This window comes from Flavobacterium sp. B183, from assembly GCF_023539155.1.
Classification (GTDB): Bacteria; Bacteroidota; Bacteroidia; order Flavobacteriales; family Flavobacteriaceae; genus Flavobacterium; species Flavobacterium tructae.
The window spans coordinates 4242464-4268890 of sequence record NZ_CP097434.1 but is presented as its reverse complement, the minus strand read 5'-3'; the positions used below and the strand labels follow the sequence as shown (position 1 = coordinate 4268890).

General features: G+C 37.0%; 22 protein-coding genes. 16 read left to right on the top strand and 6 right to left on the bottom strand.

The window, feature by feature from the left end:
• Positions 1-16 precede the first annotated feature (16 nt).
• The 5 genes from M4I44_RS17625 to M4I44_RS17605 all read right to left on the bottom strand — a co-directional run bounded on the left by M4I44_RS17625 (position 17) and on the right by M4I44_RS17605 (position 3511).
• The gene (locus tag M4I44_RS17625) at positions 17-940 is read right to left on the bottom strand and encodes an AraC family transcriptional regulator (RefSeq protein WP_249965579.1); all 924 of its coding nucleotides are present in this window, start codon (positions 938-940) and stop codon (positions 17-19) included.
• Between the two features lie 116 nt (positions 941-1056).
• Positions 1057-1617 carry a 2'-5' RNA ligase family protein gene (locus tag M4I44_RS17620; RefSeq protein WP_249965578.1) on the bottom strand — a complete coding sequence of 187 codons (561 nt, stop codon included), beginning with the start codon at positions 1615-1617 and terminating at the stop codon, positions 1057-1059.
• A gap of 43 nt (positions 1618-1660) precedes the next feature.
• A complete protein-coding gene (locus M4I44_RS17615; RefSeq protein ID WP_017495605.1) occupies positions 1661-1975 on the bottom strand; it encodes a hypothetical protein in 315 nt (104 codons plus the stop codon).
• A 610-nt stretch (positions 1976-2585) separates the two neighbouring features.
• Positions 2586-3236 (bottom strand): alpha/beta hydrolase, encoded by a 651-nt coding sequence (locus M4I44_RS17610; RefSeq protein ID WP_249967427.1) that lies wholly within the window; start codon positions 3234-3236, stop codon positions 2586-2588.
• Between the two features lie 2 nt (positions 3237-3238).
• Entirely contained in the window at positions 3239-3511 is a 273-nt protein-coding gene (locus M4I44_RS17605; RefSeq protein WP_249965577.1) for a hypothetical protein, read from the bottom strand.
• Between the two features lie 442 nt (positions 3512-3953).
• Between M4I44_RS17605 and M4I44_RS17600 the strand changes: the two genes are divergently transcribed.
• The 8 genes from M4I44_RS17600 (at position 3954) to M4I44_RS17565 (ending at position 13763) form a co-directional block, all read left to right on the top strand.
• Complete coding sequence (locus tag M4I44_RS17600) at positions 3954-5423, top strand: MFS transporter (protein WP_017495607.1); 1470 nt, start codon at positions 3954-3956, stop codon at positions 5421-5423.
• A gap of 111 nt (positions 5424-5534) precedes the next feature.
• Positions 5535-6371: a 5-dehydro-4-deoxy-D-glucuronate isomerase gene (kduI, locus tag M4I44_RS17595; protein WP_017495608.1), complete on the top strand. Its 837-nt coding sequence runs from the start codon at positions 5535-5537 to the stop codon at positions 6369-6371.
• 5 nt (positions 6372-6376) lie between these two features.
• Positions 6377-7168 carry a gluconate 5-dehydrogenase gene (locus M4I44_RS17590; protein WP_249965576.1) on the top strand — a complete coding sequence of 264 codons (792 nt, stop codon included), beginning with the start codon at positions 6377-6379 and terminating at the stop codon, positions 7166-7168.
• Between the two features lie 25 nt (positions 7169-7193).
• Positions 7194-8597 carry a glucuronate isomerase gene (gene uxaC, locus M4I44_RS17585; protein ID WP_249965575.1) on the top strand — a complete coding sequence of 468 codons (1404 nt, stop codon included), beginning with the start codon at positions 7194-7196 and terminating at the stop codon, positions 8595-8597.
• 153 nt (positions 8598-8750) lie between these two features.
• Positions 8751-9773, top strand: a complete 1023-nt coding sequence (locus tag M4I44_RS17580) for a sugar kinase (protein WP_249965574.1) — start codon at positions 8751-8753, stop codon at positions 9771-9773.
• A gap of 11 nt (positions 9774-9784) precedes the next feature.
• Positions 9785-10471, top strand: a complete 687-nt coding sequence (locus tag M4I44_RS17575) for a bifunctional 4-hydroxy-2-oxoglutarate aldolase/2-dehydro-3-deoxy-phosphogluconate aldolase (RefSeq protein WP_249965573.1) — start codon at positions 9785-9787, stop codon at positions 10469-10471.
• 200 nt (positions 10472-10671) lie between these two features.
• Positions 10672-12138, top strand: a complete 1467-nt coding sequence (locus tag M4I44_RS17570; RefSeq protein ID WP_249965572.1) for a tagaturonate reductase — start codon at positions 10672-10674, stop codon at positions 12136-12138.
• Between the two features lie 2 nt (positions 12139-12140).
• A complete protein-coding gene (locus tag M4I44_RS17565; protein WP_249965571.1) occupies positions 12141-13763 on the top strand; it encodes a UxaA family hydrolase in 1623 nt (540 codons plus the stop codon).
• Between the two features lie 255 nt (positions 13764-14018).
• Here M4I44_RS17565 and M4I44_RS17560 read toward each other — a convergent pair whose 3' ends face one another.
• The gene (locus M4I44_RS17560) at positions 14019-15047 is read right to left on the bottom strand and encodes a LacI family DNA-binding transcriptional regulator (protein ID WP_249965570.1); all 1029 of its coding nucleotides are present in this window, start codon (positions 15045-15047) and stop codon (positions 14019-14021) included.
• A gap of 283 nt (positions 15048-15330) precedes the next feature.
• Between M4I44_RS17560 and M4I44_RS17555 the strand changes: the two genes are divergently transcribed.
• The 8 genes from M4I44_RS17555 to M4I44_RS17520 all read left to right on the top strand — a co-directional run bounded on the left by M4I44_RS17555 (position 15331) and on the right by M4I44_RS17520 (position 26384).
• On the top strand, positions 15331-16752 hold the full coding sequence (locus M4I44_RS17555) for a glycoside hydrolase family 28 protein (protein WP_249965569.1): 1422 nt from the start codon (positions 15331-15333) through the stop codon (positions 16750-16752).
• Positions 16753-16803: 51 nt separating this feature from the next.
• Entirely contained in the window at positions 16804-17223 is a 420-nt protein-coding gene (locus tag M4I44_RS17550; RefSeq protein WP_249965568.1) for a carboxypeptidase-like regulatory domain-containing protein, read from the top strand.
• Entirely contained in the window at positions 17160-19979 is a 2820-nt protein-coding gene (locus M4I44_RS17545; RefSeq protein WP_371923046.1) for a SusC/RagA family TonB-linked outer membrane protein, read from the top strand. Before M4I44_RS17550 ends, M4I44_RS17545 begins: the two co-directional genes overlap by 64 nt.
• 10 nt (positions 19980-19989) lie before the next feature.
• Positions 19990-21681, top strand: a complete 1692-nt coding sequence (locus M4I44_RS17540; protein WP_017495618.1) for a RagB/SusD family nutrient uptake outer membrane protein — start codon at positions 19990-19992, stop codon at positions 21679-21681.
• Between the two features lie 119 nt (positions 21682-21800).
• The gene (locus M4I44_RS17535) at positions 21801-22745 is read left to right on the top strand and encodes an alpha/beta hydrolase (protein ID WP_249965567.1); all 945 of its coding nucleotides are present in this window, start codon (positions 21801-21803) and stop codon (positions 22743-22745) included.
• Between the two features lie 3 nt (positions 22746-22748).
• Positions 22749-23714 carry a DUF4861 family protein gene (locus M4I44_RS17530; RefSeq protein WP_249965566.1) on the top strand — a complete coding sequence of 322 codons (966 nt, stop codon included), beginning with the start codon at positions 22749-22751 and terminating at the stop codon, positions 23712-23714.
• 224 nt (positions 23715-23938) lie between these two features.
• Positions 23939-25141 (top strand): glycoside hydrolase family 105 protein, encoded by a 1203-nt coding sequence (locus M4I44_RS17525; RefSeq protein WP_249965565.1) that lies wholly within the window; start codon positions 23939-23941, stop codon positions 25139-25141.
• A 22-nt stretch (positions 25142-25163) separates the two neighbouring features.
• Positions 25164-26384, top strand: a complete 1221-nt coding sequence (locus M4I44_RS17520) for a glycoside hydrolase family 105 protein (protein ID WP_249965564.1) — start codon at positions 25164-25166, stop codon at positions 26382-26384.
• Positions 26385-26427 lie beyond the last annotated feature (43 nt).

The following is a 26427-nucleotide window of genomic DNA, read 5'->3' as shown; positions in this document are numbered from 1 at the left end:
AATTCAAATCATGAATTTAAGATCGGAAAGCTAAAGGAGTAAACGAAGTTTGTTTTTTAAAGAAGTTAGAGAAATGTGCCAATTCTTCAAATCCTAAGGAGAAGGCAATTTCAGAAATATTCCAGTCCGTTTGTTTTAAAAGGATTTTGGCTTCGTTTGTCAAACGGCTGCTGATTAATTCGGTTGTAGTTTTTCCGGTATTTTCCTTTAAAACTTTATTCAGATGATTGACATGGACCGATAATCTTTCGGCAAAATCTTTGGCGGTTCTGAGCTGTAAGCGTTGATTTGGAGATTCAATAGGAAATTGTCTTTCCAGCAATTCAGCAAACAAAGAAGAAACTCTGGCAGCCGAATTGTGTTTGGAATACAATGCCGTTATTGGCTGTAGTTTTTGTCCGAAGTGAATGAGTTCGGCGACGTAATTCCGAATTAAATCATATTTGTAAACGTAATCGGAATTGATTTCTTTTTGTATTTTGTTGAAAATCAATTCTACTTCTGCTACTTCTTCATCGGTTAATTGAAAAATAGGATACCCGTCAGAAGCAAAAATAGGAAGCTCGTCCAGATCAATCCCGCTTTTGTTTTTTGATAAAAATTCACTGGTAAACACGCAAAACTGCCCGGATTGATTCATATCCTGTGGTAAATAATTGTACGGAATCTTTGGGGTGGCAAATAATAGTCCCTGCTTTTCAATTTCAATTATCTTATCGGCGTATTCAGCCCTGTTTTTTCCTTTAATCAAACTGATTTTGTAGTAAGCACGGCGATCATAAGGCATGATTGCTTTACCCTGAAGACGATCTAAAACCTCTTTGATATTAAATACATTAAAATGACCAATCTCTTTTTTGATGTCATTGGGCAATAAAGAACCCGGTTCAACGGAGGAACCTTCAGTAATATCTTTGTAAAAAGAATCCAGTGATTTCATGACGATGATTTGTAAAATTCAAATATACGGAAATTTCAAGTTTCAGGTTTCAAGTTTCAGGTCACATCTCGTATCTTGCATCTTGCATCTTGCGTCTCACATCTCACAATAAACATTTAAAACAAAGTTCCCTGTATAAGTTCCGGCTGTGGATTACTGCCAAAAGGAAAAGTATCGATGACAAAAAACTGTTTTTTCACCGGATCTAATTCACGGAGAATAATTTCTTCACAGGAAAAATCCATGGCAATTGTGGTAAAGAGCTGCGATGCGATTTTAAGATTTTCGGGAGTTAGTTTTCTGCCGATAGAAATATGCGGATCACTGCTTTTTTTTAGGTTGGAAAGAAGTAACGCTTTCTGTGTCTTTTTCATGACTGGTTGTAAGCTTTTTTTTGATTCTTCATTTGGGGCAATGAAAAAAGCACCACTTTCGTACGAACCAAAATCATCCAAATGTACCTGAAACGGAGTAAAGGTATCGCAAATATTAAAAAGCTTTTGCTTGAATTTATCCAGTTGAGAATCGTCAGTTGTAAACTCACAAATCGTAATATGTGCCACCGAATTTTTACTGTTGAACCAGCCAATTTTAGTTGCCAGATGTTCTTTCATGGTTTTGATGTCCTCAATTATTTCTGGTGAGGGATGAATGACAACTGAATATTTCTTTTCCATTTTAGCGTTCGGTTTTTGGCAAATTTAAAGAATTTGTTGGCATCTAAATTTTTCCTTTCAGATGCAATCGATATTCAATTTCTGATTTTAATAGACCGCTTCCTCCTCCAAAATGTTCAATTACTTCAACATCAGGTTGCTGTTTTAAACAAAAAGAAGTAAATTCTTTTTCGATATGATCTTCTATACCTGAACTCAAAAGTACAATATCAATTTTGTGGTTCAGAAAATAATCCTGAGCCAGTTTTTCGTCATTAAAACCAACTGCATTCCAGTTTTCATAAGCATTCACCAATCGGAGCAAAATCTCAAGAATGGCTTGGTTTTTTCCAAGCAGTAAGAATTCGTATGTTTTCATAGATAGTAGTTTTTTGAGTTCTTTCTAAGATGCTAAGGTGTTGAGATACTAAGGTTCTAAGATTCCATAAGTTTAGGAACTTTACGTCTTAATAGCTTAGAAAAAAAAATCTGTATTTTGCAAATGTACTAGTAAAGAGTTTGTTATAACTTAATCTAGAATAAGAAAACTTCGAAAATTTTTAAAACCTTATTATCTTCGAGTCTTAGTATCTCAGAGCCTTAGTTTCTTAGTCCTTAAAAAAAACAAAAGATTTTAGAACTGTAGTGTTTCAGATAGTCAATGACTTAGCATTTTTAGGAGGAAAAAGTTTTTCATAATGCGGAAAGCCGTAATGATTTCTCTAAAGTTGCTTGTAATTTCGCGCCATAATAACGGGTAATTATGCTGTGTTTACCTTTTTAGACCGCATAATAGGTTGTTATAATTAACTGTTTTTGGAGAAACATTTTTTTAATTACAATGAAAATTGGACTTATTCATTTGATCGTGGGTATAAGCTTTGTATGAATTTGCAGGATTACAAAAGAGTCTGATTTTTATAGGGTTTTTAGATTTGGTTATTGGGTTATCCGGATCTAAAGACCCTTTTTTTATTCTTTCTATACTATTATAGGTAGCCATTAATTTTAAGCCATTCTTCGCAATCTCGGGTCCAAAATTTACTAGTACTATTTACGCCCAACCCAAAACCATGACCTCCTTTTTCATAAAGATGTAATTCAGCTGAAACCCCGTTTCGTTTAAGCGCCAGATAGTAATTGATACTGTTCTCCGGTAAAACGGTTTTGTCGTCTGTGGCATGAATCAGGAAAGCGGGAGGCGTTTTTGAAGTAACTTTCTTTTCGTTAGAATAAAAATCACGTACTTCCTGTGAGGGATTATTCCCCAGTAAACTACTTTGCGAGCCTTTGTGTGTAATCTCATTTTGCATGGAGATTACCGGATAAATTAAAAGTGAAAAATCCGGACGTGCACTTGTTTTAGATTTTGAATCATAAGTTGCTTCATCGTAATGTGTTGCCAGCGTAGAAGCTAAATGCCCTCCGGCCGAGAAGCCAATAATCCCTATTTTGTTAACATCTATGCTGTACTTTATTGCATTTTGCCTTACGTGACGTATGGCTTCCTGTGCGTCTTGTAATGGTCCGTTCTTTTTGTCTTTCATGATTTGATCACTGGGTAATCTGTATTTGACAACAAAAGCTGCAATTCCCAAGCTATTAAGCCAGTTGGCGACTTTGGTGCCTTCTTTATCAATAGCTAAATGTTGATATCCTCCTCCCGGAAAAATAAGAACAGCAGTTTGATTGGGTTGCTTTGTTTAGGTAAAAAAACACTCAAAGTTGGAACGGTAACTAAACTTGTACTCTGCACTTTTCCGTTTATAAAAGATTCATTTTCCTTGTATTCCGTAGCTTTTATTTCATCGGGGATAGTATTCCAGAGCGGTATAATTTCATTTTGTGCATGTATAGTAGTGTGCATGAAGGTGAATAAAAATAAGGTTAGAAGTAATTCTTTTACATTTTTCATGAATTATGGTAATATTTAAATGGGTTGGAAAAGTGTTTTAAAACAAAGTTTTTTTGGATCAGTTTTACGCTTTTATAAAAATGTAACAAATGACTTTTACTTCACAAACCTGAAGATTACAGTGAATTGATCAAAAGTGAAAGTTTTTTGGACAATTTTGATAGATAAAACGGTTAAGTTTGTAAAAATATCTTTTAACAAATATATTACTTAAAATGTAATTTAAAGTATTTTTTTTGAGCGATCTGTTTAATTATGTGTTGAAATTAAATTTTTATATAATTTATTTGGAATATAAAGATTTAAAACTATATTTGTGCAATCGATTACATTTATTTAATTTTGTTGCATTTAATTCATAGGTATTGTAATTTTTATATCGTGTTTGAACAGCAGATTAAATGAGCCGGAAAACTATCAACTTTTATAATAAACCATTACCATGAACCAAACAGATGCAGTTATTATGACCCAATCCAAAAAATCTACAGGAAGTTATCGTTGGAGTATATGTGCCTTGCTTTTTTTTGCAACCACTATCAACTATTTAGACAGACAGGTACTTTCTTTAACGTGGAGCGATTTTATCGCGCCTGAGTTTCATTGGACTAATAATGACTACGGAAATATAACCGCCTTGTTTTCTATTTTTTACGCAGTTTCATTACTGTTTGCCGGTAGATTTGTGGATTGGATGGATACTAAACGAGGATTTCTGTGGGCCATTGGGATCTGGTCTTTTGGGGCTTGTCTTCATGCTTTTTGTGGTATTGCCACAGCCGGAATTATTAGTGGGAACTGGTTTGTAGGTTTCGAGGGCGCCAAGCAGGCAATTCACCTTGTAAAAGATACCGGACTGGTCATTAATGTAAGTGTTACGCTGTTCATCTTTGCACGTTTTGTTTTAGCAGTAGGTGAAGCAGGAAATTTTCCGGCAGCGATTAAAACGACCGCTGAATATTTTCCTAAAAAAGACAGAGCATTTTCTACCAGTATTTTCAATGCAGGTGCTACTGTTGGTGCTTTGGCAGCTCCTATATCTATTCCGTTTATCGCAGAATCTTTCGGATGGGAAATGGCCTTTATCATCATTGGTGCCTTAGGTTTTGTCTGGATGGGATTTTGGATTTTCATGTATGATAAGCCTGAAAACCACCCAAAAGTAAGTGCTGCAGAATTAGAGTATATACAACAAGATGATATTACAGACAGCAAATTAAAGGGGTATGTACCGGAAACCAAAGACAAAGTTTCTTTTGTCGATTGTTTTAAATACAAACAAACCTGGGCATTTGCTTTTGGTAAGTTTATGACTGATGGAGTATGGTGGTTTTTCTTATTCTGGACCCCGGCTTACTTAAGTTCAGTTTACGGTATGGATTCTACTGAGGCGGCACTTCCTTTATTCGTTTTATATATGATAACCTTGTTGTCAATTATTGGTGGCTGGCTGCCAACCTATTTTGTAGAGAAGAAAGGAATGAACCCCTATGAAGGCAGAATGAGAGCAATGCTAATTTTTGCATTCTTTCCCTTGTTGGCTCTGATTGCACAACCTTTAGGGTATATCAGTTATTGGATTCCCGTTGTTATTATTGGTATTGCAGGTGCAGCTCATCAATCATGGTCGGCTAATATTTTTACGACTGTAGGAGATATGTTTCCTAAAAAAGCAATTGCAACGATCACTGGTATTGGAGGTTTGGCCGGAGGCATTGGTTCTACTTTTATCAATAAAGGATCAGGAATGCTGTTTGATTATGCCAAAGAAAGCAATATGTCATTTATGGGTTTTCAAGGAATTGAAGCCGGATATTTTATCATTTTTTCTATTTGTGCCATTTGTTACCTGACAGGATGGTCTGTGATGAAAATGTTAGTACCTAAATACAGTCCGATTATCAATCTTTAAGGATTACAGATAACAAAAACAATTATAAAAAAAGAATAAATTTTACAATCAATTATGGTTTTTAAGGATAAAAATCTAATTTTGCGCAATCGATTACATTAATTTAAAATTATGACAAAATATAGTTCAAGATACGCGTCAAGCCCGGAAGCTGTAAAAAAATATGATACTCAGGAATTGAGAAACGAATTCTTAATTGACGATTTAATGCAGGAAGATGAGATTGTGTTAACCTATTCTCATTATGACAGATACATCGCAGGATCAGCAGTTCCGTTAAAGGATCTGACTTTGGAAAGTATTGACCCGTTGAAAGCAGGTTACTTTTTGGAAAGAAGAGAAATGGGAATTATCAACGTAGGTGGCAAAGGGACTGTGGTCGTTGAAGGAGTTTCTTTCGAATTAGCGTTTAAAGATGCTTTGTACATCGGAAGCGGTAATAAGGAAGTGATTTTTAAAAGTGATGATCCTAAGAATCCTGCAAAATATTATATCAATTCTGCTCCGGCACACAGAACATATCCAACCGTAAAAGTGAGTCTGGCAGAAGCAAACAAGCTGGAATTGGGAACTATGGAGACAGCCAATCACCGCACCGTAAATCAAATGATTATTGGAGGTGTTGTAACCACTTGTCAATTACAGATGGGAATGACGGAATTAAGACCCGGAAGTGTATGGAATACCATGCCGGCACACGTACACGATCGCAGAATGGAAGTTTATTTTTATTTGGATATTCCCGAAAATCAGGCCGTTTGTCATTTTATGGGACAGCCTCAGGAAACGAGACACATTTGGATGAACAATCATCAGGCGGTTATTTCACCACCGTGGTCGATTCATTCAGGATCGGGAACCAGTAATTATACTTTTATCTGGGGAATGGCGGGTGAGAATTTGGATTACGGAGATATGGATGTGTGTAAAATCACTGATTTAAGATAAAAAATATGGCAAACTCATTATTTGATATAAACGGAAAAGTTGCCCTGATTACAGGAAGTACACACGGACTGGGAATGGCAATGGCAAAAGGATTAGGAGAGGCGGGTGCGACAATTGTGGTAAACGGAAATTCTTCTCAACAAAAAATTGATGATGCCGTAGCGGAACTTCAAAAAGAGGGGATTCATGCAGTGGGCTATAAGTTTAATGTAACGGACGAAATGGAAGTTATTGCTGCAGTTCGGAAAATTGAAAATGAAGTGGGACCAATTGATATCCTGATTAACAATGCAGGGATTATTAAAAGAATTCCACTGATTGAAATGGAGGTAGCCGATTTTAAAGAGGTTATTGATATTGATTTGGTGAGTCCGTTTATTGTATCAAAGCATGTGGTAAGAGGGATGATTGAAAGAAGGCGAGGAAAAATAATCAATATTTGTTCGATGATGAGCGAGTTGGGCCGCAGTACAGTAGGAGCTTATGCTGCTGCGAAAGGCGGTTTGAAAATGCTGACCAAAAATATGGCTACCGAATGGGCCAAACATAATGTTCAGATTAACGGAATTGGTCCGGGGTATTTTGCTACCGAACAGACCAAACCTATTAGAGTGGACGGGCATCCTTTTAATGATTTTATCATTAGTAGAACACCGGCTGCAAAATGGGGAGAAGCAAGTGATCTGGCCGGAGCGGCTATATTTTTATCTTCAAAAGCAAGCGATTTTGTGAACGGCCACATTTTGTATGTTGATGGTGGAATCTTAGCAACAATCGGGAAGCCATCAAACGAATAATTATCTCAATTACATCAAAAAAATCATGAGTTCAAATACCTTCATAAACGATAATTTTTTACTTGAAAATAAATTTGCAGAAGAGCTGTATCATAATTATTCCAAAAATCAGCCGATCATCGATTATCACAATCATTTGAATCCTCAGTTTATTGCTGAAGATAAAATTTTTGAAAACATTACACAGGTGTGGATCAACGGAGATCACTACAAATGGCGTGCAATGCGTACCTTGGGAATCAACGAGCATTTTGTGACCGGAAACGCTCCTGACAAAGATAAATTCTTAAACTGGGCCAAAACGGTTCCATACACCATGCGTAATCCTTTGTATCATTGGACGCACTTAGAGCTGGCGCGTTATTTTGATATATATGATTTGCTGAATGAAAAATCGGCAGAGAAAATATACCAGGAAGCAACCGAGAAAATTAATTCTCCGGCCTACAGTACGCAAAATCTGCTTAAAAAAGTAAATGCTGAATTGGTTTGCACGACCGAAGATCCGATTGACAGTCTTGAGTTTCATCAAAAATTGGCAAAGAATCCAATTGGAACTAAAATGAGTACGGCCTTCAGACCTGATAAAGCGATCTTAATTTCCAATGATGGCTATAATGCCTATCTGGACAAGTTAGGGGAGGTGTTCGGAGTTACGATTCATACCTACGCTGATTTGTGCAGTGTATTGCGAAACCGAATTGAGTTCTTTAATCAAAACGGCTGTAAACTTAGTGATCATGGCTTAGACCAGATTTATTTCGAAGAATTTACAGAGAATGAAATTAATAGCATCTTCAAAAAGAAAAGAGAAAACAGAATTTTAACTCCCGAAGAGATTTTAAAATTTCAAAGTGCCGTATTGTTATTCTTGTCCGAGACGTATCATGAGTTTGGATGGGTACAGCAATTTCACCTTGGAGCTTTGCGAAACAATAATGCCCGCATGCACCGAATTTTAGGACCTGACACAGGTTGGGATTCTATTGGAGATTATCCGCAGGCACAAAAACTATCCGGCTTTTTAAATGCCTTGGACAGTAAAGATAAATTGACGAAAACGATAATTTATAACCTGAATCCGGCCGATAACGAAGTGATGGCAACCATGATTGGAAATTTTAATGACGGAAGTGTCAGAGGGAAAGTTCAGTTTGGATCGGGCTGGTGGTTTTTAGATCAGAAAGACGGAATGACAAAACAATTAAATGCTCTTTCAAATATGGGTTTAATCAGTTGTTTTGTGGGAATGTTGACAGACTCGAGAAGCTTTTTGTCTTTCCCGAGACATGAGTATTTCAGACGTATTTTATGTAATCTTTTAGGGGATGAAATCAAACGTGGAGAGCTTCCAAATGATATGGAGTGGATAGGGAAACTGGTTTCGGATATTTCCTATCATAATGCAAAAGAGTATTTTAAATTTTAAGTAAGAAGAGAGATTATAGAGCAAAGAATATAGAGGAAAGAGTTTGAGTATCTTTTTAATCAGTGTAAGCTGTGGCAAATAAAAGCATCAGGCTTAATTTTCTTAATATCTTAATGGTAAAAAAATCTTTTACTGGTAAAACAATAAAATTATATGAATAAAGTAGTTGCATTCGGGGAAATTATGTTGCGTCTTTCGACAGAAAGACACTTGCGATTTTCGCAGGCAAAAGCATTTGGAGCATCTTATGGCGGCGGTGAATTTAATGTTTGCGTGTCTTTGGCTAATTATGGTTTGAATGCCGAATTTGTAACAAGATTACCCGAAAATGAAATTGGTGCTTCGGCAGTAAAAGAAATGCGAAAAATGAATGTAACGTCCGGAAATGTAGTTTACGGAGGAGAGCGTTTAGGCATCTATTTTCTGGAAACCGGTGCCGGAACACGAGGCAGTAATGTGGTTTATGATCGTGCACACAGTTCGATGGCAACTATCGAAAAAGGAATGATTGACTGGGAGAAAGTGCTTGAGGGAGCCAATTGGTTTCACTGGAGCGGGATCACACCGGCAATCTCCCAAAGTGCCGCCGAAGCCTGTTTAGAAGCCGTTAAAGCAGCACATAAACTGGGAATTACAATTTCCTGCGATTTGAATTACCGATCAAAATTATGGCAATACGGAAAAACACCAAGTGATGTAATGCCGGAGCTGTTGCAATACAGCAATGTTATTTTAGGAGATATTGATACCGCTTATTTTATGTTGGGAATTCCGAAAGTCAATCCGAATTATCAGGATGAGAAATCGCTTCCGGTTTTGTACAGCAAATTGTTTGAGTTGATTCCGGGTTTAAAAATAGCAGCAACAACCCTTAGGTACTCCGTAAGTGCATCACATCAAAGAATAGGAGGGGTTTTATTTGATGGTAAAGCCATTTATCAGGCAGCCGTAAAAGAAGTGACTCCTGTTGTAGATCGTGTTGGAAGCGGGGATGCTTTCATGGGAGGTTTAATTTACGGATTACAGGAATATCAAAACAACAAGCAAAGAGCTTTAGATTTTGCTGTGGCTGCTTGTTGTTTAAAACATACCATTGCCGGAGATTATAATCTGGTAACCTTAAAAGAAGTTGAAAATATGATAGATGGTGATGCTACCGGATTAGTATCTAGATAATTGATTTAAATATGGCAAAATATTCAAGAATTGAAGTGGCTTTAATGATGAAAGAAAACGGAATGGTTCCGCTATTCTTTCATTCAGATATCGAAATAAGCAAGAAAGTATTAAAGGCCTGTTATGATGGAGGCGCAAGATTAATGGAGTTTACAAGCAGAGGAGATTTTGCCCATGAAGTTTTTGGAGCATTAAACAAGTATGCTTTAGCAGAATTACCGGGAATGATGCTTGGTGTTGGTTCTATTACTGATGCGGCTTCAGCATCTTTGTACATGAGTTTGGGAGCGAATTTTATTGTGACTCCGGTTTTTAGAGAAGATATTGCAATTGCCTGTAATCGTCGAAAAGTACTTTGGTCTCCGGGCTGCGGAACACTTACCGAAATCGCAAGAGCCGAAGAATTAGGATGTGAAATTGTAAAATTGTTTCCGGGTGATATTTACGGACCTGAATTTATCAAAGCAATAAAAGGCCCATGTCCGTGGACGAATATCATGCCAACAGGTGGAGTTTTGCCAACAGTTGATAGTCTGACTTCGTGGTTTAGTGCGGGAGCAACCTGCGTGGGAATTGGATCACAGTTAATTTCAAAAGAGATATTAGAGCAACAGGATTATGACGGATTAAAAACAAAAGTTAGTCAGGTTCTGGATATTATAAAAAGTATTAAAAAATATATAAGGGTAATCATATAGGTCCTTATTTAACATGCGTTTTTTTTAGATTTTAGAAATTGTAATTGAGCATTACGCTTGATAAATGAATCTTGTGAGTCCTCACAGCAAGGTTTGTTTTCCTTACACAAGTGTAATGTTTCTTTTACAGTGAGAGGAAATAATCAGAGATAAATAAGGTATTAAACGTGATTATTTATAACACTTTAAGAGAAAAAGTAATGGAAAAATTAAACAGAGTGAGCTCAGGGCTTTCAGAAAAACTTCCTATAAAAATAGTTCAATTTGGAGAAGGTAACTTTTTAAGAGCCTTTGTAGAATATGCTTTTCAAAAATTAAATCAGGAAGCTGATTTTAACGCAGGAATTGCCGTAGTACAGCCTATCGACAGAGGTTTGGTGAACATGATTAATGCTCAGGACGGATTGTATACTTTGTTCATGAAAGGAGTTAAAAAAGGAGAAGAGATTCAGGAGAAAGAACTGATTTCCAATATCGTAAAAGCAATTGATCCTTATGCGTCTTTTCAGGAGTATCTGGCTTTGGCCAGAGAAGAAGAATTGGCTTTTATCATTTCAAATACAACGGAAGCAGGTATAGAATATATCGAATCCGATCAGTTGAGTATGCAGCCCCCGGTTTCCTTTCCGGCTAAATTAACGGTGCTTTTATATGAAAGATTCAAGCATTTTAAAGGAGCGGCAGATAAAGCATTAACAATTATTCCTTGCGAATTAATCAATTACAATTCAGATACTTTAAAAGAAATTATTTTAAAATATTGTGCGGACTGGAAATTAGAAAATGAATTTGTTTTTTGGTTGACAGCTAGTTGTTCTTTTCATAATACATTAGTAGACAGAATTGTACCCGGTTATCCGAAAGACCAAATAGAAGAGTACAACAGTCAGTTGGATTATAAAGACGATTTGATTGTAAGTGCCGAAAGTTTCTTTTTGTGGGTAATTGAAGGAGATGATAAACTGAAAGCAAAACTTCCGTTTGAAAAAACAGCGCTGGATGTAAAAATCGTAGCCGACATGCAGCCGTATCGTACACGTAAAGTGAGAATTCTGAATGGAGCACATACCGCTATGGTTCCTTTCTCAATGCTTTATGGTAACGAGACCGTCAAAGAAACCGTTGACAATGCTTTTACCGGTGATTTTGTAAACAAAGCTGTTTTTGAAGAGATCAATGAAACGTTGAACATGGATAAGGCAGAATTGGCCAGTTTCTCTGAAGAAATTCTGGACCGTTTTAGAAACCCGTTTATCAAGCATTTGCTGTCTTCAATTGCATTAAACTCGATTTCAAAATTCAAAGTGCGCGTATTACCTAGTTTAACGGGATATGTGGATATTCATCAAAAACTTCCGGTTCATTTAACGTTTGCTTTTGCTGCTTTGATCCGTTTTTACAAAGGAAGTTGGAAGGGCGGGGTTTTACCAATTAATGATAGTGAGGATATTGTTTCTTTTTTCGAAAGTCTTTGGAAATCGGATGATTATGAAAAAATAGCACGATTGACTTTGCAGAATAAAAGCTTCTGGGACGAGGATTTAACGCTGGTACCGGGATTAACAAAAGGAATTACAGCCGCATTGGAAGAAATTGATGCAAACGGAATTGAAAATGGTTTTGCCAATTTTCAAAAACAAATAAATAATATAACTCAGAAAGTTTAGTTATGGCAACGCAAAAAAAATTAATAAAAGTTCACCCTACAGATAATGTAGCAGTAGCTTTGGTAAATCTTTCAGCAGGTGAGGTGATTGATTTTGAAGGTTCGGCTGTTACTGTTGAGAGTGATGTGAAGATGAAGCATAAAATCGCGATGGTTCCTTTTAATACAGGAGACAGGATTATTATGTATGGAGTTCTGGTAGGAAAGGCGAGTGCTAAAATTGAAAAAGGAGGTTTGCTTTCTACGGCTAATGTCAAACACGAAAGTGATAAAGTAACCGGAAAAACAGAAACGATTGGCTGGACAGCTCCTAATATTGAGAAGTGGAAAGACAGAACTTTCATGGGCTATCACAGAGAAGACGGACAAGTTGGAACCGAGAATGTATGGTTGTTTTTTCCGTTAGTATTTTGCGAAAACAGAAACATCGAAATTCTAAAAGATATTTTCGAAAAAGAATTAATGAAACCCAAAGAGAACGATTATCAGTTGTTACTTCGTTCTTTGGTGAAGTCAGAAACCGGTGGAGCCGGAAATGAAGCTGCTTCAAACGAGGCTAATTTATTCAACAACATCGAAGTAAAATTCATCACACATCAGGGTGGCTGTGGAGGTATTCGTCAGGATTCGCACAGTCTGGCTAAATTATTGGCGGGATATGTAAACAATCCAAACGTGGCTGGAGCAACTGTATTGAGTCTGGGATGTCAGAACCTGCAAATTCAGATCTTTAAAGATGCTTTAGATGCGATAAATCCAAACAGTAAAAAACCGGTTTTGATTTACGATCAACAGCAAATCGGGACAATCGAAGCCATGTTGAGTAGTGTGGTAAAAGATACGTTTGAAGCCATTAAAAAAGCAAACGAAGTACAAAGAACTCCGGCACCTTTATCCAAACTAAAAATAGGTTTAGAGTGTGGTGGATCTGATGGATTCTCCGGAATTTCGGCTAACCCGACTCTCGGAGTAACTTCAGATTTACTGGCTGCTTTAGGAGGAACTACCATTCTTTCGGAGTTTCCTGAATTGTGTGGAGTAGAGCAGGAATTAGTCAACCGTTGTGTAGAAGATGAAAGTGGAGAGCGCTTTTTAGAATTAATGAAATGGTATGAAAAAACCGTAGTAGATGCCGGTTCAGGTTTTGATATGAATCCTTCTCCGGGTAATATAAAAGACGGATTGATTACCGATGCCATGAAATCGGCAGGAGCCGCTAAAAAAGGAGGGACATCACCAATTACCGGTGTTTTTGATTATGGCGAATACATTTCGAAACCGGGATTAACGCTGCTTTGTACGCCTGGAAATGATGTCGAGTGTACAACGGCAATGGTAGGTTCGGGAGCTAATATGGTATTGTTTACCACTGGTTTAGGTACTCCGACAGGAAATCCGATTGCTCCTGTAGTGAAAATTTCTTCTAACACCGACCTGGCTAAAAAAATGTCCGATATTATTGATATTGATACTGGTGGTATTATCACCGGAGAAAAATCCATCGACGAAATGGCTGATGAAATGTTGGAGTTTATCATCGATGTTGCCAGCGGTACCATTAAAACCAAAGCAGCAATCTTAAACCAAAACGATTTTATTCCCTGGAAGAGAGGGGTTTCACTCTAGAAAAATAAAGCATTATATAAAAAAAACTCACTTAACAGTGAGTTTTTTTTGTTTGAACCATTAAGATATTAAGTTTCATTAAGTAGTATAGAAGTTTTACTTAACCTGTTGTGTGAAATTTGTTTTAACACATAGAAACATAGTCTTTGGAAGCTTAAAAAAGGCAAAAACTTAATCTGTCTTAATGTCTTAATGGTTTGAGGAAAAAAAAGGCAAAACTTAATTTGCCTTACTATCTTAATGGTAAAAAATAACTTAAAAGCTAGTTCTTGATGAAGATTTACGAATGTGTAATTCCGGAGCAAGAACTACCTTTTTTTCTATTTTAATCGTCTCCGTTTTGTCCACCTGTTCCAGAAAAACACGAGCAGACATTTTACCCATTTCAAGTGGAGACTGATCTACAGAAGTAATCGATAACTCCATAAATTTCGTGAAAGGTTCATTACTGAAACCCGCTACGCAAAATTCTTTAGGAATACTGACATTTCTTTCTTTTAGTTCCTGAATAGCGCCTAAAGCGGCAAAATCACTCGATGAAAATATAGCATCAGGAGGTGTTTCTAATTGAAGTAACGTCTCTACAGCCTGCTTTCCGTGATCAACAGTACTCTTTACAGGAATGACGTATTTTTCGTCAAAAGTTATTCCATTGTCTAATAAAGCCTGTTTGTACCCTAAAAATCGGTTTTTAAAGATTTCAAGCGACTGATCTCCTGATAGGTGGGCAATATTTCTACAGCCTTCATCAATTAAATGTTTAGTAGTTTGGTAACCGCCTCTAAAGTCATTTATGGTTACAGAACTGACTCCGTCAATATGTTTGCTTCTGTCGAAAAAGATAAGCGGAACATTTTTTTGCAAAACATATTGAAAAGCACCGTCGTTTTCTCCCGTTACATCGGTAACCGACATGATGATACCGTCAACCTGGGCATCTATTAAAGTATATAAGTTTTCGTTTTCTCTTTTCGGATTTTCGTGCGTCTGGCAAATAATTACCTGATAACCATGTGGATGAAGTTCTTCTTCTATTCCCCGAATAACCGAAGCGAAAAAGTTGCTGTCGATACGCGGAACTATAACGCCAATATTATTACTTCGGCCGCTTTTTAAGGCGAGCGCCAGCTTATTTTGCTTATAGTTCATTGAAGCCGCAGTTTTAATAACCAACTCGCGCGTGCTCTCTTTTATTTTCGGATTATTGTTTAATGCCCGCGAAACGGTAGCAGCGGTGATATTTAATTTTTCGGCAATATCGTAAATGGTTATCTTTTCGCTCATTAAAAATGGTTTTTCATATTTATCTCTGACAAAAATACATTTTTTTTTATAACGTTTTACATATTGTTATCGATTACCATAATTTATAATTAAAACGATTTCGATTCTACAATGATAATAAATTATCTAATTTTTTACATTAAGTGTAATTATATTCCGTAATAAAAATTAAATATATAATTAATTTTCAAATAAATTTGGTGCATTAAAACTATTTTTCTACTTTCGTGTAATCGATTACATAATTACACTGTTTTGTAAATCAATCCTAAAATAGAATAACATGATTACAGGGAAAGTTAGAATGTTTAAATCAGTTTTAATGGCAGCTACAACAGCTTTCACGATGCTGTCTTGTGGAAAGCAGGCTTTAACTGTTTCTGAATCTGATCCCTGGAAAAACAAAGATTTAATTGTAAAGAGTATCTCTAAAACCCGTTTTTTAGATAAGACCTATAATGTTAATGATTTTGGAGCAGTCGCTGATGGAAAAACATTAAACACACTGGCCTTTGAAAAAGCAATAAAAGCATGTGCTCAAAACGGCGGAGGAAAAGTGTTGATCCCTGATGGAAAATATGTAACAGGCGCCATACATTTAGAGAGTAATGTAAACCTGCATTTAGAGGATCATGCGGAAGTCCTTTTTAGCATCGATCCCAAAGAATATCCTATGGTTCATACCTCCTTTGAAGGAACAGAACTGATAAATTATTCGCCGCTTATTTACGCCAAAAACAAAACCAATATAGCCATTACCGGAAAAGGAACCCTAAACGGACAGGCAGATGCTACGAACTGGTGGATTTGGTCCGGTGGTAAAGATTACGGCTGGAAAAAAGGAATTCCTTCGCAGAATGATCCTCAAAATCGTGCTGTTTTGATCGATATGGCCGAAAATGGGGTTCCGATAAAAGAAAGAATTTTTGGTGAGGGGCGCTATCTGCGACCTAATTTTATTGAATTTTTTGAATGTAGTACCATTTTGGTTAAAGATGTTACCATTATAAATGCTCCCTTTTGGATTTTACATCCTTTAAAATCAAACAACATTATCATTGACGGAGTTACCGTAAACAGTCATGGTCCTAATAATGACGGTTGTGATCCTGAATATTCACAAAATGTACTTATCAAGAATTGTACTTTTAATACTGGTGACGATTGTATCGCGATCAAAGCAGGTCGCGATGGCGATGGACGACGAGTAGCAATTCCAAGCAAAAATATTATCGTTCAGAATTGTAAAATGATCGACGGTCATGGCGGAGTAGTTATTGGAAGTGAAATATCGGCCGGTGTCAATACTATTTTTGTAGAAGACTGCGTTATGGACAGTCCAAATTTGGATCGTGCCATCCGAATCAAGACCAATTCAAAAAGAGGCGGAGTCATTGAAAATGTATTCGTTCGAAACCTTGAAGTGGGTACTGTAAAAGAATGTGTTTTAAAATTAAATATGTTTTACAATGTTTACGGTTCACAAACCGGCAATTTTATTCCAACCATCAGAAATATCAGCTTGGAGAATATAAACGTCAAAAATGGAGGGAAATATGGAGTATGGGCAGAAGGCTATGAGCAATCTCCTGTAGAAAATATTACGCTTAAAAATGTTGTCATTCAAAAAGTAGATTCAGTGCATTTGCTTAAAAATGTAAAGAACATACAATTTATTAATACCTATATCAATGAAAAAAAGTAGAATAACTTACGAATTAAAAACTATCAATTAACCAAACCATTTTAAAAAACTATGAATACCAAACAACTATTAAAGAAAAAAATAAAATACAGTCTTGTATTTTTATTTTTCCTGAATTTTTTGTTGAGCAGCGCAACTTATGCGCAATCGACTATAGTGGAGGGGAAAATTACAGATGCTACGGGATTATCATTGCCTGGTGTAAACATTCAGGAAAAGGGAACTAAAAACGGCACCTCTACAGATTTTGAAGGAAGTTTTAAAATAAATGTCACCAGTAACAAAGCTATTTTAATTGTAAGCTACTTAGGCTTTCAGACACAGGAAGTGAGCATTGCAGGAAAATCGAAAGTGAATGTGAGTCTTGCTGAGCAATCGAACTCACTTAATGAAGTGGTGGTTGTAGGATACGGGTCTGTAAAAAAACAGATCTTACAGGTGCTGTTAACACCTTATCGGCAGCTAAAATAACCGAAAGAAACGTTACAAATCCAATGGAAGCCATTCAGGGAGGTATTGCAGGAGTTCAGGTAACTTCAAACAGCGGTCGTATTGGTGACGGTTTTAACGTTGTGATCAGAGGAACAAACTCGATCAATAAAGATGGTTCTGGACCGCTTTTTGTGGTTGATGGCGTACCTACTGATAATATTGACTTCCTGAATCCACAGGACATCGCTAGAATGGACGTATTGAAAGACGCCTCTTCTGCCGCAATTTATGGTTCCAGAGGAGGAAGCGGGGTTATTATTGTAACGACCAAAAGCGGAACAAGCGCTAAGTCTGGTGTTACCGTTACTTTTGACAGCTCTTACGGTAACAAAGAGGCTGTAAGATTACCAAAATTTATGAGCCCTGAAAAATGGTGGTATTACCATCAATCGGCATTTTTAGCAACTACTATTTCAGCAACCAATCCAACCTATAACGATATTGATGCTTCAGAATTGAATGCTGCTGTAGGACAGGCGGGTACAAACCCTGTGTTATTTCAGAGAGTGGCTAAGAATCAAAGCTACAACTGGCAGGATGCGGTTCTTAAAGGCGGAATGATGCAAAACAATTACTTAAATGTTTCCGGTCGTGCCGATAACGGACTGTCGTACAACATTGGTTTAGGAGCTCAAAAAGAAACCGGAGTGATTGACAATGAGGGAATCGACAAATACAATCTTAAAGCAGCTTTGAACCATAAGGTAAACGATAAAATTTCATTTGGAGTAAACCTAACCATTTCTAAAACCTCTGAACAGTTAGGAAGTCCAACAGCCATGCAGGAAGCGTTCAGACAAAATCCGTATACTTCTCCTTGGGCTATAGATGCAGCCGGTAACGAAATTGTGGGAACTTATGCGCAACAGCCGGGTACATTGAGATATCCTAACGGAAATTTAGCGATTAACAAAACAGGTTCTTACAATCCGCTTTTAGAAATTGCAAATTCAACAGATGAAATAGAAAGATTTACGACCATTGGTAATATTTTTGGAGAATATAAAATCAACAGTTGGTTATCGTTCAAATCTACTTTTTCAGCAGGAAAAATGGATGCCAGAGAAGGAAGATCATTTGGCGCTCAAACTGATTTTGGTCTTAAAAATAAAAGTTTACCATCAGGGGACGTAACGAATGTGAACAATTTCAATTATACGTGGGACAATCAGTTTAACATCAACTACACCTTAAATAAAGATCACGTTTTTAGCTTTTTAGGACTTCAGAGTTTTTATTCTAATGCTACCGAAACATATTTTGCAGCGTCAAGAGAAAATCCTTTCGAAACCAGTTTTTACAATTTGGGTTCAGGAGTTCAGTCTACCTACTCATTGACACCATCAAGCGGTACTATTGCCTTAATTCCTTCAGGAGTGTTTACTCCGTACTTTAAAAATACTTTAGAATCGTATGCAGCCCGTTTGAATTATGCATACAAAGGGCGCTATTTGTTAACTGCTTCGGTACGTTATGACGGTTCATCAGTTTTGGCCGAAAACAATAAATGGACTGCTTTTCCTTCTGTTGCTTTAGGATGGAATGTTCATGAGGAAGGATTTATGAAAAAATTAGATTTTGTTTCTAATTTCAAATTTAGAGGAAGCATTGGTTACACAGGAAACGATAACGTAAAACCATATTCAAGTTTAAGCGTTTTAAAAAATCCGACTTATTATGATTTTAATGGTACAATCGCAAATGGTTACACGGCTTCAAACTTAGGAAATACAAACCTGACCTGGGAAAAAACAAAAGAGGTGAATTTAGGTTTAGATTTCGGATTTGTTCACAATAGAATCTCGGGTAGTGTAGACGTTTACAATCGTGTGTCGAAAAAATTATTGTTTCAACAAGCTCTTCCGTTAGAAATCGGAGTACCAACTATTACTTCTAATGTAGGTTCTATCAGAAATAAAGGTATTGAGGTGGCGCTGGTTACTAAAAACATTCAAACTAAAAATGTTACCTGGGAGACCAGCTTCACTTTTACTAAAAACGTCAACAAACTGGAGTCTATTTACGGTCAGGATCAGGTAAGTGATGTTGGGAATAATTTATTTATCGGAGAGAATGTGCACTCTTATTACAACTATGTTTTTGATGGAGTATGGCAGGAGAGTGAGGCAGCACAAGCCCTTTCTTACGGTCAGAAACCGGGAGAAGCAAAAGTAAAAGATTTGAATAACGATGGAAAAATTGACGCCAATAACGACAGAGCTATTTTAGGAAACTACGATCCTAAATGGTCCGGAAGTTTCTCTACTACTTTAAAAGTAAAACAATTTGATTTGTCAATGTCGTTAATCACCAATCAGGGAATGACTGTCTTTAGTGGATTCCACGACAACTTTGCAGATGTTACCGACAGAGGGCGTCAAAAATTAGATCTTGGAGACTGGTATATTCCGGCTAATGGCGCAGGTATAGCGGCCCAGTACTCCAATACAAATCCGTTACCACGTGGAGCAGGAGTTTATTATGATACCAATAACGTAGCATTCTACAAAGACGCTTCATTTGTAAAAATTCAAAACATCGCTTTTGGGTATAGTTTTGATCAGGATTTAGTAAGCAAATTGAAAATTAAAAGTTTAAGACTTTATGTGAATGTGTTGAATCCTTTTGTATTTACCAATTACGAAGGATATGACCCTGAATGGGCAACTGCAGCATTAGCAGTGAATCGTGTTGCGACAAGGACCGTTCAGATGGGATTAAGTTTAAAATTTTAAATTAAGAAAAATGAAAAAAATAGTAGTAGTTATAGCAATACTGGCGACGACATTTAATTCGTGCTCCAATTTTATCGAAGAAGACAACCGCGCCTTTGGTTCGGCAGAACAATATTTTCTTACTGCTCCCGGGTTTGAGTCATTGGTCAACACCAATTATGCCACTCTAAAAGATATATACGGCGGTGATCCGTGGCTGTTTGAAGCAGGTACCGATATGTACTCTGAAGGAAGAAATCAGGAGCCGGAAGGATTGGCTAAATATTTAACTCTTTCTTCTTCGTCAGCCGGAGTAGATTTATTGTACAGAACTTGTTACATGGCCATTCAGCAAGCTAACAAAGGATTGTATTATTCAACCCTTACCGAAAAAGCAAGTACAGTAGATACAAGAGTAGGGGAACTGAAATTTTTAAGAGCAAATGCTTATTTCCTTTTGGTTCAGACTTACGGAGGCGTTCCGATTGTATTAGAGAATATTAATACTGCTATTACCTCTTTCGACAGAAATTCAGCAGAAGAAGTATACACACAAATTTTAAAAGACCTTAACGAAGCGCTTCCGGCAGTGGGCACAGGGGCTTATACAGGAAGAGTGAATAAAAGAGCCGTTCAGGATTTATTAGCAAAAGTATATTTGACTAAAGGTTACGAAACTTTTGGAACACCGGCAGATTTTACTACCGCAGCTTCTTTAGCAGATCAGGTAATTGCCGGACAAGGACTTAATGTATCTTTTGCGGATGTGGTAAAACCGGGGAACGAGATGAATGCCGAAACCATTTTCTCCGTTCAGTTTTCAGTAGCTTCGAATGCTACAGGAGTAACAGCGTTGGGAAGTTCACAAAACTACTGGTTTAGTTCGTACTTAGGCGCAGCAGCAGCAGGTAACCCATATCCAAACAGAAGTTACACACTTTGTCCTACAGTTTACGCATTATCATTGTATGAGCAGGGCGATAAACGTTGGGAAAATACCTTCATGACCGAAATCTACAGCCGATACTACGATTTTTATACCGTAACGGATAAAACGGCTTTGAAAATTACAGATTTTTACGAGCCACGCTGGTTTACTTTAGCTGACAGAGCTGCCTGGAATACCGCTAATGCTTCAAGAAAAGCCAATGCAGCAACTTTCAGATACCACAATTGGGGAACTTATTCTTCGGCTGCCGCTTCAGGTGGTGATTACAACCTGATTCCGGTTCGTAAATTCGACGATCCAAATGCACCATACAGCGGTGCCACCAGTGCCAACTACAACACTACACCGATCACCCCAGCAACCAACAGAAGCAGTACCCGTGATTTTATTGTAGCAAGGCTGGGAGAAACCTATCTGGTTGCCGCCGAAGCTTACTTTAAAGCAGGTCAGCCAGCGACAGCTTTAACACGTTTGAATGAAGTAAGAAGAAGAGCAGGAGGCGGAGTTGTAGGAGCAATTCCGGTAATGACGACTATTGATATCAATACCATATTAGACGAAAGAGGTAGAGAACTATTAGGAGAATACCACCGTTGGTTCGATTTGAAACGTACCGGTACATTGGTACAAAGAGCAGTTTTATACAATCCTAAAATCACCAATGCCAACGTATTTAACGGACAGAATGGTAATCTTAAAATTTTAAGACCAATACCACAGTCAGCATTAGATTTGAACAGAAGTAAAAATTACCCTCAAAACCCGGCTTATTAAAAAGGTTTTTATGATTAGTGGTTTTAAAAATTTTGAGGTTACGTTTTTTTGAGGAAGTTAAAAAGGGGCCTGATCCTGAATCAGGCTCCTTTCTTAACGAATAAATCAGATAAGTAAAAATGAAAAGAATAGGAATTGTTTTGTGGCTCTTTTCGAATATAGTTCTGGCGCAGAATCATAATACTGCAGATACTTCTTATACCGTAAATAGTACATATACTAAATTGATTAAGAAATATCCGTTTATAAAAATAGCAGAAGCGAAAAACAGGGCAAATGTGATTCAAATGGAGAATATAATCTATCACAAGAGTCAAAACAGAGCATTACATCTCGATGCCTATTGGAACAAAACTGAAAATACAAATCCGGGAGTAATTTTGATTCATGGAGGAGGCTGGAAATCGGGGAATAAAAATCAGATGCAGGTTTTGGGGCAGGAAATCAGTTCAAAAGGATATTCCTGTTTTGCCATAGAATACCAATTATCGCCCGAAGCAAAATATCCACAGGCGGTTTATGATATAAAAAATGCCATTAAGTTTATAAAAGAGAATGCGAAAGAATTTCATGTAGATCCAAACAAAATTGCCGTACTTGGATGCTCTTCAGGAGGTCAGATGGCAGCTTTGATTGGTACAACAAATAAAAATTCCGCTTTTGAAGATCCTGCGAACAAGAGTAGATTCTCAGCAAAAGTGAACGCAATAATTGATGTAGATGGAATTTTAGCGTTTAAGCATCCGGAATCGGAAGAAGGAGAAATGGCTGCTTTTTGGTTAAACGGCACTTATCAGGAAAAACGGGAGAACTGGGAAAAGGCATCGGCGTTAAACCATACCGATAAAAACACTCCGCCGACACTGTTCATCAACAGCAGTTTTGATCGGTTTCATGCAGGAAGAGAGGATATGATTGCAATTTTAAACCAAAATAAGATCTATAATGAGGTCAGAACCATAAAAGATTCACCGCATTCCTTTTGGTTTTTTCAGCCATGGTTTGAAGAAACGGTTCAATATACAACACAATTTTTAGACAGAATATTTAAACAATTACAGTAAAAAATGAAAACAAAAATCACAATAGCAACCTTACTTTTAGTCGGTATTACAGCGGTTAAGGCACAGAAATATGATATGAAAACCGCAAAAACGTATGCCGAAATTTCTGCTAAAACAGACGGAAAATGGGAAGCCCGTAAATATATCGGAGGAACTGTATTTAAAAATGTCGACAGACTGAAACTGGCACCGGAGCATACAGACCATTCTTTTGACATTCGTTACGAAGGACCAGGCTGGGAAAGTAATCGAATTGGATATCGTTTGTACTTAGACTGGCGAAATGCGATTGACATTTTCGGTAAAAAAACATCAGAAATTGTTTTGCCAAAAGTAGGTCAGGATAATTTTGATTCCTATCACGAGATGAGCGATTGGGGAGCCGATATTCTAAAAGCAGGAAAAGGAATCGGGATAGGATCCATAGATCGCTACTTAAACAATGAAAAATTGCATTTCTATGAAGTAGATTCAACTATTGCAACAGTAGTAAATAAAACCGATGAATCGGGGGTAAAAGTGCAATATTATGGATGGAAAACGGCTTCGGATAAAATTGATTTTACCTCAGTTTTGACCATTAAACCCAATGAACTGTACACGCAGCATACCATTCAGGCATCCAAAGAAATAAAAGGAATCTGTACCGGAATTGTAAAGCAGAAAAATACGGAGCTTCTTAAAAAAGAAAGCAAAAATAAAAAATGGGCTTATCTGGCCACGTATGGTCAGCAGTCATTAGTTCCGGACAAATTAGGAATGGCCATTTTTTATCAAATTAATACCATCGAAAATACTCCCGATACAGATTTAGATTATCTTTTAGTATTTAAGCCTACTACAAAAGCAACTTCTTTTTATTTTTTAGGCGCCTGGGAACAAGAGCCAAACGGAATTAAATCGAAAGAAGAGTTTGTGAAATATTTAGATCAAAAGTTGGAAGTATTGAACAAAAAGGGTAAGATGTAAAAGAGTAAAGAGTAAAGAGTAAAGAGTAAAGAGTAAAGAGTAAAGAGTAAAGAGTAAAGAGTAAAGAGTAAAGAGTACCAGAGATTAAGAGGATTAAAAAATCTGCATGATCTGCATGATCTGCGAGAGAAAAAATATTCGCAATTTAATACACAAGTTAACCTAATCCATTTTAATCTTTTTAATCTGTGGCAAAAAAGACCTACTGCCAGAATATTAGTTATATGCTTAAACCGACCTTTATAAAAATAAATTTGATTGTTTTACTGTTGATTTTCAGTACTAAAACAATGGCGCAGGCGACTGAAAATAGCGTCTTACCTGACAATTTAAAGTGGTCACAGAGAACAGCGCTTACAATTATAGATAAATATCCAAAAGCCTGGCAGATTGACGGAACTGAAAAGCCTAAATGGGATTATAAAATGGGATTTGTTTTATTTGCTTTTGAGAAATTATATCAGAAAACAAATGATAAAAAATATTTCAAATATATTAAAGAATATGCAGATGAACTGATTGATGCCAATGGAAAGATCGCTAAGTATGATAAGAACGAGTACAATATTGATTGTGCCAACCCGGGCAAACTGTTGTTCGGACTTTATGACGAAACTAAAGACAAACGGTATTTAGAAGTATTACAGGAGCTCCGGGATCAGTTAGAAAATCAGCCCAGAACCGCAAGTGGAGGATTTTGGCACAAGCAAATTTATCCCAATCAAATGTGGATTGATGGTTTGTACATGGCCGAGCCTTTTTACACCGAATACACGGTGAAATTTGAAAATGGGAAAGCTTTGAACGATATTGCCAAACAATTTGAATTGGCGCACGATTATTTGACAGATAAAAATACAGGCTTGGTTTATCAGGCTTGGGACGAGAGTAAGGAAATAGCTTGGGCAAATCCGCAAACAGGGACCTCGCCAACCATCTGGGGACGTGGTATAGGCTGGTACATGATGGCTTTGGTAGAAACATTGGAATATTATCCAAAAATACACCCCAAGTACAAAGTGCTGAAGGAATACCTGAATCAAATCGCCAAAACTGCCGTACAGCATAAAAGCACATCAGGTTTATGGTATCAGATTGCTGATAAGCCTGAAATAAATGGGAATTTTTTAGAAGCATCATCGTCAGCCATGATTATTTATGCTTTAGCAAAAGGAACAAATAAAGGATATTTGAATTCAGTCTATAAAAAGACAGCGCAAAAGTCATTTGAATCCTACGTAAAAGAATTTGTGATTACAGACGATCAGGGCCATATAGTGATTTCAAGGGGATCTTCGAATGTAGGTTTAGGAGGAAAACCATTTCGGGACGGATCAAATGAATATTACATCAAAAGTAAGGCAAAGGACAATAGTTCACCGGCTCTTGCGGCATTTTTGCTGAGCGCATTAGAATTAGATCAATAGTAGAATTTAAAATAAAGTATAAATGAGAAATAAGAATACAAATGGTTATTTTACAGCAATGACATTGGTTTGTCTGATGGTCTTTACAAGCTGTAAAGTGACTTCGCAGGAACCTTCAAACAAAGAAATTGTGATCGGAAAGGATTTAAAATGGTCTGATAAAATGGCTTTGACTTTAATGAAACGTCATCCCGAAAGTTATAGGATCGATGATTCAAAAACAGCAAAATGGGATTATGTTCATGGATTGGTTTTACATGCTATTGAAGAACTGAACAAAAAAAATCCTGATCCGAGATACGCAGCCTATGTAAAAAGCTATGCAGATGTTCTTGTTCAAAACGACGGAACGATTAAAACCTATGAACTGGACAAATACAATATTGACTTAATTGTACCAGGACGCTTGTTGTTTGATATTTACGCGACTACCAAAGAAGAAAAGTATTTAAAAGCGCTTCAGCTACTGCGCAAGCAGTTGACAGAGCAGCCAAGAACAGCCAGTGGTGGATTTTGGCACAAGCAAATTTATCCGAATCAAATGTGGTTGGACGGTTTGTACATGGGTGAACCATTTTACGCCCAATATACCGTTACCTTTGAAGGAGGAAAAAGTCTTGATGATGTTGCGAAACAATTTGAGTTAATTCAATTGCATGCAACAGACCCAAAAACAGGTTTGTTGTATCACGGTTGGGATGAGAGCAAACAAATGCCTTGGGCAAATAAGGATAACGGAACCTCTCCGAACTTTTGGTCAAGAGCTTTAGGCTGGTATGTAATGGCATTGGTTGATGTTTTGGATTATTTCCCTAAAAACCATCCGAAACAAAAAGAACTGGTAAAATACCTGAATACGGCTTCGGTTGCTTTGGCTAAATATCAGGACAAATCCGGTTTATGGTATCAGGTTACAGACAAAGGCGGGGCAGAAGGAAACTATCTTGAAGCTTCGGGATCGTCAATGTTTGCTTATGCTTTTGCAAAAGGAGCGAACAAGGGATATCTGCCTGCAAAATATAAAAGTTTGGCCAATAAAGCTTTTGACGGTTTAACCAAACAATTGATCAGGGTAGATGCTGATGGCGGAATCACACTTACGCAAGCCTGTCAGGTGGCAGGTTTGGGAGGGAATCCATATCGTGATGGATCGTATACCTATTATGTAAACGAAAAGAAAAAAGACAATGATCCTAAAGCAACCGGACCATTTATTCTAGCAGCTGTTGAATTAAACAGATAATATAGAACTAACCCGACAGGTTTTTAAAATATGTTGGTTTAAT